An 11,994-nucleotide genomic window follows, 5' to 3' on the forward strand; every position below is an offset into this window, starting at 1 on the left:
CTTAAGGGCACTTTAAGTAAGCCGCGGGGACTGACGCAGCTAAAAACACTGGGGAAGCACGTTGTTCAAACCTCATCGCTTTGTTCCTAAAACGATTGCAGCCGCGGCACTCGCCGCGCATGGGCTGGTGGCTCACGCGACGACACCTTTCGTGGTGCAAGACATCCGGATCGAGGGATTGCAACGCATCGAACCAGGCTCTGTTTTCGCCTACCTGCCGATCAAGAAAGGCGACACTTTCAGCGACGATAAGGCGTCCGACGCCATCCGCGCGCTGTACGCCACCGGCTTCTTCAGCGACGTTCGCATCGCCACGGAAGGCAACGTCGTGATCGTGGACGTGGTCGAGCGCCCGGCCATCGCGAGCATCGATTTCGCAGGCCTCCACGAGTTCGACAAAGACAACCTCAACAAGGCGCTCAATTCGGTTGGCTTGTCGCCGGGCCGCTACTACGACAAGGCGCTCGTCGATCGCGCCGAGCAGGAACTGAAACGCCAGTACCTGACGCGCGGCTTCTACGCCGCCGAAGTGACGACGACCGTCACGCCGGTCGACCGCAACCGCGTGTCGATTCTGTTCTCGGTGGCCGAGGGCCCGAGCGCGAAGATCCGCCAGGTCAACTTCATCGGCAACAAGGTGTTCAGCACGAGCACGCTGCGCGACGAAATGCAGCTGTCCACGCCGAACTGGTTCTCCTGGTACACGAAGAACGACCTGTACTCGAAGGAAAAGCTCACGGGCGACCTCGAGAACATCCGTTCCTACTATTTGAATCGCGGTTACCTCGAGTTCAACATCGAATCGACGCAAGTGTCGATCTCGCCGGACAAGAAGGACATGTACCTCACGCTGACGTTGCATGAGGGCGAGCCGTACACGATTTCGAGCGTTCAGCTCGCGGGCAACCTGCTGGACCGCCAAGCCGAGTTGACGAAGCTCATTACCATCAAGCCCGGTCAGCGCTTCTCGGCGGAAAAGCTGAAGGCGACGACCAAGGCCATCGTCGACAAGCTCGGCGAATATGGCTACGCGTTCGCGACCGTGAACGCCGTGCCGCAGATCGACCAGGAACATCACACGGTCGCGCTCACGCTGCAAGTCGATCCGAGCCGCCGCGTCTACGTGCGCCGCATCAACATCACGGGCAACACGCGTACGCGCGACGAAGTGGTCCGCCGCGAAATGCGCCAGCTCGAAAGCTCGTGGTTCGATTCGAGCCGCCTGGCGCTGTCGAAGGACCGTATCAACCGTCTCGGCTACTTCACTGACGTCGACGTGACGACGGCGCCGGTCGAAGGCACGCAGGACCAGGTGGACGTCGACGTGAAGGTCACCGAAAAGCCGACCGGCGCGATCACGCTGGGTGCGGGCTTCTCGTCGACCGACAAGGTGGTGCTCTCGGCAGGCGTGTCGCAGGACAACGTGTTCGGTTCGGGCACGAGCCTCTCGGTCAACGTCAATACCGCGAAGACGTACCGCACGCTGACGGTCACGCAGGTCGACCCGTATTTCACGGTCGACGGCATCAAGCGGATCACCGACGTCTACTACCGCACGACCGAGCCGCTGTACTACTCGACGACATCGAGCTTCCGCATCATCACCGCGGGTGCGGACCTCAAGTTCGGCATTCCGTTCTCGGAAGTGGATACCGTCTACTTCGGCACGGGCCTCGAGCAGAACCGCCTCGACGTCGATTCGAATACGCCGCAGAGCTACATCGATTACGTGAACGAATTCGGCCGCGTGTCGAACAACGTGCCGCTGACGGTCGGCTGGTCGCGCGACGCGCGCGATAGCGCGCTTGTGCCGAGTCGCGGCTACTACACGCAGGCAAACGCCGAATACGGCACGCCGATTGGCGCAACGCAGTACTACAAGGCCGACTTGCAGGCCCAGTACTATTACTCGTTCGCGCGCGGCTTCGTGCTCGGCCTGAATTTCCAGGGTGGCTACGGCAACGGCCTCGGCGGCAAGCCGTACCCGATCTTCAAGAACTACTTCGCCGGCGGTATCGGTTCGGTGCGCGGCTATGAGCCGAGCTCACTGGGTCCGCGCGATGCGACGACGAACGACCCGATCGGCGGCTCGAAGATGGTGGTCGGCAACATCGAACTCACGTTCCCGCTGCCGGGCACGGGCTACGACCGCACGCTGCGCGTGTTCACGTTCCTCGACGGCGGCAACGTCTGGGGCAACGAGGGCAACAGTATCGGCGCGAACGGCTTGCGTTACGGCTATGGTCTGGGTCTCGCGTGGATTTCGCCGATCGGCCCGCTCAAGATCAGCTTGGGCTTCCCGGTTACCAAGCACACTGGCGACCAGTATCAGAAGTTCCAATTCCAGATCGGGACGGCATTCTGACGAAATACCGAGACCTTTACAGTATCGAGAGGAAGACTTTGCGAAACGGTATGTTTTCGAAACGTGTGATGTTCGCGGCCACGCTCGCGATGGCGCTTGGCGTCAGCGCTGCTCATGCTCAGGAGGCCCGCATCGCGGCGGTCAATTCGGATCGTATCCTGCGTGAATCGGCGGCGGCGAAGACTGCCCAAACGAAGCTCGAGGCCGAGTTCGCAAAGCGCGACAAGGATCTGCAGGATATGGCGCAGCGTCTGAAGTCGATGTCCGACGCGCTCGACAAGAACGGTGCGGCCATGTCCGCCACCGATCGCGCGCAAAAGCAGCGCGATCTGTCGCAGCTGGATAGCGATTTCCAGCGCAAACAGCGCGAGTTTCGCGAAGACCTGAACCAGCGCCGTAACGAAGAGTTGGCGGCTGTGCTCGACAGGGCGAACAAGGTCATCAAGCAGATCGCCGAGCAGCAGCATTACGACCTGATCGTGCAAGAGGCGGTCTACGTGAGCCCGCGCATCGATATCACCGATCAAGTGCTGAAAGCGCTCGCCGCTTCGAGTACGAGTGCGTCATCGAGCCCTAGCGCCACGAACTGAACCACAGGAGTCGTACCCGCATGGCATTGACGCTCGAAGAACTCGTCCGGCGCTTCGGCGGCGAGGTGGTCGGCGACCGGGCACACCAAGTCGGCAGCCTCGCGCCGCTCGATCAGGCAGGACCGCAGCAACTCGCGTTCCTCGCCAACCCCAAATACCTGTCGCAAGTCGAATCGACGAACGCCGGCGCCGTGTTGATCGCGCCGGCCGATCTGGACAAGCTCGGCTCCCGCGAAGGGCGTAACTTCATCGTCACGCCGAATCCTTACGCTTATTTCGCGCGGGTCGCGCAAATGTTCATCGATCTCGCGACGCCGAAGGCGCCGGCGGGCGTCCATCCGAGCGCGGTGGTCGATCCAGCCGCGAAGGTCGCGGCGAGCGCGGTGATCGGTCCCCACGTGGTGGTGGAGGCGGGCGCCGTGATCGGCGAGAACGTGCGGCTCGATGCGAACGCGATGATCGGCCGCGGCACGCAGATCGGCGAAGGCTCGCATCTGTACCCGAACGTTTCCGTGTACTACGGTTGCAAGATCGGCCCGCGCGTGATCATCCATTCGGGCGCTGTGATCGGCTCGGACGGTTTCGGTTTTGCCCCCGATTTCGTTGGCGAGGGTGATGCGCGTACCGGAAGCTGGGTCAAGATTCCGCAGGTGGGTGGCGTGTCGATCGGGCCGGACGTGGAGATCGGGGCGAATACGACTATCGACCGAGGGGCAATGGCCGATACGATCATCGAGGAATGTGTGAAGATCGACAACCTCGTGCAGATCGGCCACAACTGCAAGGTCGGTGCGTATACCGTCATCGCCGGCTGTGCCGGGATTGCGGGCAGCACGACGATCGGGCGGCATTGCATGATCGGCGGGGCGGTCGGTATCGCCGGTCACGTGACGCTGGCCGATTACGTTATCGTCACGGCGCAGTCGGGCGTGTCGAAGTCGTTGTTGAAACCCGGCATGTACACGAGCGCATTCCCGGCCGTCGAGCATGCCCACTGGAACAAGAGCGCCGCGTTGATGCGTAATCTCGACAAAATGCGAGACCGTATCAAGGCGCTCGAAGCCGCTGCCGCGGAACGCGGCAAAGCGTAGCAGCGGCTGACGCCGGCATGCCGCGGGCAGGGTGCCGCCAGCCAGGCGGCGTCCCGCACCGCGGCATGTTGGCGTCTGGCAACCACGAAGCTGCCGGCACCAGCATCCGCAGTTATCATCCGCGCAGTCAATGCGTGAGCAGAAACACCATGAGCACTGAAAAAATCAATCTCGACATCCATAAGATCCTCACGCTTTTGCCGCATCGCTACCCGATCCTGCTGGTGGATCGCGTGCTCGAGCTCGAACCGCACAAGAGCATCAAGGCGCTGAAGAATGTGTCGATCAACGAACCGTACTTCGTGGGGCACTTTCCGCAGCGCCCGGTGATGCCGGGCGTGTTGATCCTCGAAGCGCTGGCCCAGACGGCGGCGCTTCTGACGTTTGCAGAAGAGCCGCACGATCCGGAGAAGACGCTTTACTACTTCGTCGGCATCGATGGCGCGCGTTTCAAGCGGGTCGTGGAGCCGGGCGATCAGTTGATACTGAACGTGACGTTCGAACGCTACATGCGCGGCATCTGGAAGTTCAAGGCGCGCGCGGAAGTGGAAGGCGTCGTGGCGGCCGAAGCGGACCTGATGTGCACGGTCAAGAACACTGACGCGAATTGAAGGGCAAACGCGCATGAGCAGGATTCATCCCACCGCGATCATCGAACAAGGCGCCGAGATCGGAGAGGACGTCGAAATCGGGCCGTACGCGGTCGTCGGCGCACACGTCACGATCGGGGCGCGCACGACGGTCGGTTCGCACAGCGTGATCGAAGGTCACACGACGCTTGGCGTCGACAATCGGATCGGTCACTACGCGTCGGTCGGCGGCCGTCCGCAGGACATGAAGTATCAAGGCGAGCCGACGCGTCTCGTGATCGGCGACCGCAACACGATTCGCGAATTCACGACGATTCACACGGGCACCGTCCAGGACGCCGGCGTTACGACACTAGGCGACGACAACTGGATCATGGCGTACGTGCATATCGGCCACGATTGCCGCGTCGGCAGCAACGTGATCCTGTCGAGCAACGCGCAGATGGCCGGGCACGTGACGATCGGAGACTGGGCGATCGTCGGCGGCATGTCGGGCGTACATCAGTTCGTGCGCATCGGCGAGCATTCGATGTTGGGCGGCGCTTCGGCGCTCGTGCAGGATATTCCGCCGTTCGTCATCGCGGCGGGCAACAAGGCGGAACCGCATGGCGTGAACGTCGAAGGCTTGCGCCGTCGCGGCTTCTCGCCCGATGCGATCTCGGCGCTGCGAACCGCCTACCGGTTGCTGTACAAGAACAGTCTGTCGCTCGAAGAGGCGAAGGTGCAATTGCGCGAGCTGGCCTCGGCCGGCGGCGATGGCGATGCCCCTGTCAAGACGCTGGTCGATTTCGTCGAAGCGTCGCAGCGCGGGATCATTCGCTAAACGATGGCGCTGCAATCCAGTCCGCTGCGGCTTGCGCTGGTTGCCGGCGAGCCGTCGGGCGACCTGCTCGCGGCGTCGCTGCTCGGCGGGCTCGCCGAGCGTTTGCCGGCGTCGACGCAGTATTTCGGCATTGGCGGCCCGCGCATGAGCGCGCAAGGGTTCGACGCGCACTGGCCGATGGATACGCTGACCGTGCGCGGGCTCGTCGAGCCGCTCACGCGTCTTCCCGAGATTCTTCGCGTGCGCAGCGAGCTGAAGCATCAGTTGCTGGCGGAGCCGCCGCACGCGTTCGTCGGCATCGATTCGTCGGGATTCAACTTCAGCGTCGAGCCCGCGTTGCGCGAAGCGGGGATTCCGACGATCCACTTCAACTGCCCGACGATCTGGGCATGGCGCGGCTGGCGGATCAAGAAGATCGCCAAGGCCGTCGATCACATGCTCTGTCTGTATCCGTTCGAGAAGGCGATTCTCGAAAAGGCGGGGGTCTCCGCGTCGTATGTCGGGCACCCGCTTGCCGACGAGATTCCGCTCGAGCCGGATGTGCCCGGCGCACGCGCCACGCTCGGCTTGCCGGCGGGCGGCCCGATCATCGCGGTGCTGCCGGGCAGCCGCCGCTCCGAAATCAAGCTGATCGGGCCGACGTTCTTCAAGGCCATGGAGTTGATGCAGGCGCGCGAACCGGGCGTCCGCTTCGTGATGCCGGCCGCCACGCCGGCCATTCGCGAGATGCTGCAGCCGCTCGTCGATGCGCATCCGAATCTCGCGCTGACGATCGTCGACGGCCAGGCGCAGCTCGCCATGACCGCAGCCGACGCGCTGCTCGTCAAGAGCGGCACGGTGACGCTCGAAGCGGCGCTCCTGAAGAAGCCGATGGTGATCTCGTACAAGGTGCCCTGGCTTGAAGGCCAGATCATGCGGCACATGGGCTATTTGCCCTACGTCGGTCTGCCGAACATCCTCGCGGGGCGCTTTGTGGTGCCGGAGATCCTGCAGCACTTCGCGACGCCCGAGGCGCTCGCCGACGCCACGCTGACCCAGTTGCGCGACGAGGCCAATCGCCGCACGCTCACGGAAATTTTCACCGAGATGCACCTCGCGTTGCGGCAGAACACAGCGCAGCGCGCGGCGGAAGCAGTCGTACGCGTCATCGAATCGAGGAAGCTGCGTCCATGACGGCAACCAAGACAGCGCGCCGCAAGCCGGCTGTTGCCGCAGCGGCTGGTGAGCCTGCACAGCCCGGGTTCGATTTCGGCTCGCCGCAGGATATCGTCTGCGGCGTCGACGAAGCCGGCCGCGGGCCGCTCGCCGGACCGGTGGTAGCGGCAGCGGTGATTCTCGATCCGAAGCGCCGGATTCGCGGTCTCGACGATTCGAAAGCGCTCTCCGCAAAGAAACGCGAAGAGCTGTACGAGAAGATTATCGAGCGCTCGCTTGCGTATTGCGTGGCCTCGGCGAGCGTCGACGAGATCGATTCGCTCAATATCCTGCACGCGACGATGCTGGCGATGCGGCGCGCGGTCGAGGGCCTGGCGATCGCACCGACCCTCGTCAAGATCGACGGCAACCGGTGTCCCGTTTTGCCGATGCGCAGCGAGGCGATCGTCGGTGGCGACGCGCTGGTGTCGTGCATTTCGGCGGCGTCGATTCTCGCGAAAGTCACGCGCGACCGCATGCTGCTCGAGTTGCACCAGGATTTCCCGATGTACGGTTTCAACGCGCACGCGGGCTACGGCACGCCGCAGCATCTTGCGGCGTTGTTCGAGCACGGCCCGTGCGAGCATCATCGGCGCTCGTTTGCGCCGGTGCGCGAAGCGCAGGCCAAGCGCGGGCTGCGCGTGACGCTGCCGGGCGACCGGCCGGCACGCGCCCAACGCGCGCTGGATGATGCTTTTTCCGATCCATTCGGCGATAAGCTAGCCGACTGAAGCCAACGCGCTTCTCGTTGGCGCTTCGTCCGATAGTTGCCATTCGTCTCGCTTTTTTCTTCCTTTGCCCGTGAAAGCCATCACTTCGCGCGACAACCCGCTCTATAAGCGCTTGAAAGCGCTGGCGGGATCGACTCATCAGCAGCGCAAGAGCGGCCATGCACTGCTCGAAGGCTTGCATCTGGCGAGCGCCTATCTCGATGTCGCGGGGCAGCCCGAAACCTGCATCGTCACGGATGGCGCGCTGCGTCACGCGGAAACCCAGGCGATCGTCGAGCGGATTGACGAGCATCGCATCGTCACGCTGCCCGATACGTTGTTTGGACAACTATCGAATGTGGTCAACGGGGTTGGCGTACTTCTGCTCGTGCCGAAACTCGATGCGCCGTTGCCCGAGCGTGTGACCTCATCGTGCGTCGTGCTCGACGGCGTGCAGGATGCGGGCAATGTCGGGTCGATTCTGCGCAGCGCCGCCGCCGCCGGTATCGCGCACGTGTTTTGCGCGCCTGGGACGGCGTACGCGTGGTCGTCGAAGGTCCTGCGCTCGGGGATGGGCGCGCACTTTCTGCTGCAAATCTATGAGGATGTCGACGCGAACGCGCTGATCGAGCGGCTCGCGATGCCGGTCGCGATCACCGACTCGCACGCGGCCGAGGCGCTCTACGATTGTGACCTGACGGGGCCGCTTGCGTGGGTGTTCGGCAATGAAGGCGCTGGGGTGTCGCAGGTTTGGCGCGATGCCGTCACGCATCGCCTGACGATTCCGCAGCCAGGCGGCATGGAGTCGTTGAACGTGGCGGCCGCAGCCGCTATTTGTCTTTTCGAGCAGTGCCGCCAGCAGCGCGGGCGGGGTTGAGCGCCGCGAGGCGCTCGTTGCCGGCTGGCCGCCCCCTCAATACGACGGCCGGTCGAGCTTGATTTCCTGCAGGATCGTCGTCGCGATTTCTTCGATCGACTTGTGCGTCGACGACAGCCACTTGATCCCTTCCCGCCGCATCATCGCCTCGGCCTCGTTGATCTCGTAGCGGCAGTTCTCCGGCGCGGCGTACTTGCTGCCTGGCCGCCGTTCGTTGCGAATCTCGGACAGCCGCTGCGGATCGATCGACAAACCGAACATCTTGTTGCGATGCGCGTAGAGCGCGCTCGGCAGCTTGCCGCGCTCGAAGTCTTCCGGAATCAGCGGATAGTTGGCCGCTTTCACGCCGTACTGCATCGCGAGATACAGACTCGTCGGCGTCTTGCCGCTGCGCGACACGCCGATCAGGATCACGTCGGCGTCGGCGAGGTTGCGGTTCGATTGTCCGTCGTCGTGCGCGAGCGAGAAGTTGATGGCTTCGATGCGCGTCTTGTACTCGTCGGTATCGGCGTTTTGGTGGCCTCGGCCGATCGCATGCGTCGACTTCATCTCCAGTTCCTGCTCGAGCGGCTCGACGAACTGCTGGAAGATGTCGAGCACGAGCGCGTTCGAATTCTTGACGATTGCGTTCGACGCGCTGTCGACGAGCGTCGTGAACACGATCGGCCGGCGGCCGTCGAGCTGAGCGGCTTCGGCGATCTTCTCGACCGTGGCGTAAGCCTTGTCGGCGGAATCGACGAACGGCACGCGCACGAGGCGGAATTTCTGGTCGAACTGGGACAGGATCGAGTGCGCGAAGGTCTCGGCAGTGATCCCGGTACCGTCGGAGACGATGAATACGGTAGGCGGCATCAATAGGGCACGGAACGTGCGAAAAATCACAGCGGGAAAACAACTGCGGGGCAGCGCGCCTTGCGAGGCGCAATTCTCATCAGACCGTCACACTTCAACGGTCGGCACGGTAGAATAGCGGCAACCTGTTGGATAAGCAATTGCGGGCGGATCGCATCGAAATCCGCGTCGTTGCGAGAGAGATTGCTGAAAATTGCGCCAATCTCAAGGAATTCTCCGCTTCGTCGGGCTTTTCCGCCGTATTTTTGACGGCTTCCCGAAGCGCGAACGCGCCGGCGATTGCTTCTCCAACAGGTTGTACAAAGCGCGGCGCCTCGCTTCCTATGAGCGGCCCGCGCCCAAGCCCACTTGTACAGCCGAGAATTTCTTTCACACTTAGGGGCTTGTATGACTAACGCAGTTAACGTCGCAAAGGATCAGGCGTATGTAGTTCCGTTCGAGCAGTTGCGGATGACCGATGTGGAGATTGTGGGCGGCAAGAACGCGTCGCTCGGCGAGATGATCAGCCAGCTCGCCGAAGCCGGGGTTCGGGTGCCCACGGGTTTCGCCACCACGGCACTCGCATTCCGCGATTTCCTCCATCACAACACTCTCACCGAACGCATTGCCAAGCGTCTCGAGTCGCTCGACGTCGACGACGTGAAGGCGCTCGCCGAAGCGGGCAAGGAAATTCGTCAATGGATCGTCGACGCGCCGATGCAGCCGCGCCTCGAGGCGGAGATCCGCGCGGGCTTCGATACGCTTCAGAACAGCTCGCCGGAAGAGCTGTCGTTCGCCGTGCGCTCGTCGGCGACGGCCGAAGACTTGCCTGACGCGTCGTTCGCAGGCCAGCAGGAAAGCTACCTGAACGTGGTGGGCATCGAAGACGTGCTCGATCGCATGAAGCACGTGTTCGCGTCGCTCTATAACGACCGCGCGATCTCCTATCGCGTCCACAAGGGCTTTACGCACGCGGAAGTGGCGCTGTCGGCCGGCGTCCAGCGCATGGTCCGCTCGGACGTCGGCGCGGCCGGCGTGATGTTCACGCTCGATACCGAATCGGGCTTCAAGGATGCCGTGTTCATCACGTCGAGCTATGGCCTCGGCGAAACCGTCGTGCAAGGCGCGGTGAATCCGGACGAGTTCTACGTCTTCAAGACCACGCTCGCCCAAGGCAAGTACCCGATCATTCGCCGCTCGATCGGCTCGAAGCTCATCAAGATGGAATTCACGAAGCCGGGCGAGCCGGGCCGCGTGAAGACGGTCGACGTCGCGCACGAGCAGCGCAACCGCTTCTCGATCACTGACGAAGACGTGATCGAGCTCGCGAAATACGCCGTCATCATCGAGAAGCACTACCAGCGTCCGATGGACATCGAGTGGGGCAAGGACGGCCGCGACGGCAAGATTTTCATTCTGCAGGCGCGTCCTGAGACCGTGAAGAGCCAGGCGGCAGGCAAGGCCGAGCAGCGCTTCAAGCTCAAGGGCCAGTCGCAGGTGATCGCCACCGGCCGTGCAATCGGCCAGAAGATCGGCGCGGGTCCGGTGCGCGTGATTCACGATCCGTCGGAGATGGAGCGTGTGCAGCCTGGCGACGTGCTCGTCGCCGACATGACCGACCCGAACTGGGAGCCGGTGATGAAGCGCGCGTCGGCGATCGTCACGAACCGCGGCGGCCGTACCTGCCACGCGGCGATCATCGCGCGTGAACTCGGCGTGCCGGCGGTGGTCGGCTGCGGCGACGCGACCGACGTGCTCAAGGACGGCTCGCTCGTCACCGTGTCGTGCGCGGAAGGCGACGAAGGCAAGATCTACGACGGCCTGCTCGAAACGGAAGTCACCGAAGTGCAGCGCGGCGAGCTGCCGCCCGTGCCGGTGAAGATCATGATGAACGTGGGCAACCCGCAGCTTGCCTTCGATTTCTCGCAGCTGCCGAACGCCGGCGTGGGTCTCGCGCGTCTCGAGTTCATCATCAACAACAACATCGGCGTGCACCCGAAGGCGATTCTCGAGTACCCGAACGTCGATGCGGACTTGAAGAAGGCCGTGGAAAGCGTTGCGCGCGGGCATGCGTCGCCGCGTGCGTTCTACGTCGACAAGCTGACCGAAGGCATCGCGACGATCGCGGCGGCGTTCTATCCGCGTCCGGTGATCGTGCGTCTGTCGGACTTCAAGTCGAACGAGTACAAGAAGCTGATCGGCGGTTCGCGCTACGAGCCGGACGAAGAGAACCCGATGCTCGGCTTCCGCGGCGCATCGCGCTATATCGCGGATGACTTCGCCCAAGCGTTCGAGATGGAGTGCCTGGCGCTCAAGCGCGTGCGTGAAGAGATGGGCCTCGACAACGTCGAGATCATGGTGCCGTTCGTGCGCACGGTGAAGCAGGCGGAGCGCGTCGTGGGCCTGCTCGCGAAGTTCGGCTTGAAGCGTGGCGAGAAGGGCCTGCGTCTCATCATGATGTGCGAGATTCCGTCGAACGCGATCCTCGCGGAGCAGTTCCTGCAGCACTTCGACGGCTTCTCGATCGGTTCGAACGACCTCACGCAATTGACGCTCGGCCTCGACCGCGATTCGGGCATGGAGCTGCTCGCCGCCGATTTCGACGAGCGCGACGAAGCGGTCAAGTTCCTCCTCAAGCGCGCGATCGAAACGTGCCGGCGCATGAACAAGTATGTCGGCATCTGCGGTCAAGGCCCGTCGGATCATCCGGATTTCGCGCAATGGCTGACTGACGAAGGCATTGCGTCGATCTCGCTGAACCCGGACACGATCATCGATACCTGGCAGGCGCTCGCGCAGTCGCACAAGCAGTAAGCGCAACGGACGACGGACTGCGGCTCGCGTATGCGATCCGCAGTCCGAATCGGTTCGTAAGGTAACGAAAGGTCTGACGAGTTCGTGCTATAACACCCCGGTATATCCG

General features: G+C 63.0%; 10 protein-coding genes. 9 read left to right on the forward strand and 1 reads right to left on the reverse strand.

From position 1 onward, the window contains the following. Positions 1 to 61: 61 nt before the first annotated feature. The 8 genes from bamA to AAHK20_RS02385 all read left to right on the forward strand — a co-directional run bounded on the left by bamA (position 62) and on the right by AAHK20_RS02385 (position 8,240). Positions 62 to 2,365, forward strand: a complete 2,304-nt coding sequence (gene bamA, locus AAHK20_RS02350) for an outer membrane protein assembly factor BamA (protein WP_449179809.1) — start codon at positions 62 to 64, stop codon at positions 2,363 to 2,365. Positions 2,366 to 2,403: 38 nt separating this feature from the next. Further along, positions 2,404 to 2,955, forward strand: coding sequence for an OmpH/Skp family outer membrane protein (locus AAHK20_RS02355; RefSeq protein WP_449179810.1), 552 nt, complete (start codon positions 2,404 to 2,406; stop codon positions 2,953 to 2,955). Positions 2,956 to 2,975: 20 nt separating this feature from the next. After that, positions 2,976 to 4,046 (forward strand): UDP-3-O-(3-hydroxymyristoyl)glucosamine N-acyltransferase, encoded by a 1,071-nt coding sequence (gene lpxD, locus AAHK20_RS02360; RefSeq protein WP_449179811.1) that lies wholly within the window; start codon positions 2,976 to 2,978, stop codon positions 4,044 to 4,046. A gap of 149 nt (positions 4,047 to 4,195) precedes the next feature. Beyond that, complete coding sequence (fabZ, locus tag AAHK20_RS02365; RefSeq protein WP_449179812.1) at positions 4,196 to 4,657, forward strand: 3-hydroxyacyl-ACP dehydratase FabZ; 462 nt, start codon at positions 4,196 to 4,198, stop codon at positions 4,655 to 4,657. A gap of 13 nt (positions 4,658 to 4,670) precedes the next feature. Beyond that, positions 4,671 to 5,459 carry an acyl-ACP--UDP-N-acetylglucosamine O-acyltransferase gene (gene lpxA, locus AAHK20_RS02370; RefSeq protein ID WP_449179813.1) on the forward strand — a complete coding sequence of 263 codons (789 nt, stop codon included), beginning with the start codon at positions 4,671 to 4,673 and terminating at the stop codon, positions 5,457 to 5,459. 3 nt (positions 5,460 to 5,462) lie between these two features. Continuing rightward, positions 5,463 to 6,632 (forward strand): lipid-A-disaccharide synthase, encoded by a 1,170-nt coding sequence (gene lpxB, locus AAHK20_RS02375; protein ID WP_449179814.1) that lies wholly within the window; start codon positions 5,463 to 5,465, stop codon positions 6,630 to 6,632. Beyond that, on the forward strand, positions 6,629 to 7,384 hold the full coding sequence (rnhB, locus tag AAHK20_RS02380; protein ID WP_449179815.1) for a ribonuclease HII: 756 nt from the start codon (positions 6,629 to 6,631) through the stop codon (positions 7,382 to 7,384). Before lpxB ends, rnhB begins: the two co-directional genes overlap by 4 nt. 70 nt (positions 7,385 to 7,454) lie before the next feature. Beyond that, positions 7,455 to 8,240 carry a TrmH family RNA methyltransferase gene (locus tag AAHK20_RS02385; protein WP_449179816.1) on the forward strand — a complete coding sequence of 262 codons (786 nt, stop codon included), beginning with the start codon at positions 7,455 to 7,457 and terminating at the stop codon, positions 8,238 to 8,240. Between the two features lie 36 nt (positions 8,241 to 8,276). Here the strand turns inward: AAHK20_RS02385 and ppsR are convergent, their stop codons facing one another. After that, a complete protein-coding gene (ppsR, locus tag AAHK20_RS02390; RefSeq protein ID WP_207000942.1) occupies positions 8,277 to 9,092 on the reverse strand; it encodes a posphoenolpyruvate synthetase regulatory kinase/phosphorylase PpsR in 816 nt (271 codons plus the stop codon). Between the two features lie 387 nt (positions 9,093 to 9,479). On the opposite strand from ppsR, the gene ppsA reads away from it, so the two are divergent. Next, a complete protein-coding gene (ppsA, locus tag AAHK20_RS02395; RefSeq protein ID WP_449179817.1) occupies positions 9,480 to 11,885 on the forward strand; it encodes a phosphoenolpyruvate synthase in 2,406 nt (801 codons plus the stop codon). Positions 11,886 to 11,994: the final 109 nt, after the last annotated feature.

It is taken from the genome of Trinickia camelliae (assembly GCF_053525655.1).

Excerpts from the sequence above, each read along its gene's own strand:
- lpxD (WP_449179811.1), top strand. The coding sequence starts at position 2,976 with ATGGCATTGACGCTCGAAGAACTCGTCCGGCGCTTCGGCGGCGAGGTG.
- fabZ (WP_449179812.1), top strand. The coding sequence starts at position 4,196 with ATGAGCACTGAAAAAATCAATCTCGACATCCATAAGATCCTCACGCTT.
- lpxA (WP_449179813.1), top strand. The coding sequence starts at position 4,671 with ATGAGCAGGATTCATCCCACCGCGATCATCGAACAAGGCGCCGAGATC.
- lpxB (WP_449179814.1), top strand. The coding sequence starts at position 5,463 with ATGGCGCTGCAATCCAGTCCGCTGCGGCTTGCGCTGGTTGCCGGCGAG.
- rnhB (WP_449179815.1), top strand. The coding sequence starts at position 6,629 with ATGACGGCAACCAAGACAGCGCGCCGCAAGCCGGCTGTTGCCGCAGCG.
- ppsR (WP_207000942.1), bottom strand. The coding sequence starts at position 9,092 with ATGCCGCCTACCGTATTCATCGTCTCCGACGGTACCGGGATCACTGCC.
- ppsA (WP_449179817.1), top strand. The coding sequence starts at position 9,480 with ATGACTAACGCAGTTAACGTCGCAAAGGATCAGGCGTATGTAGTTCCG.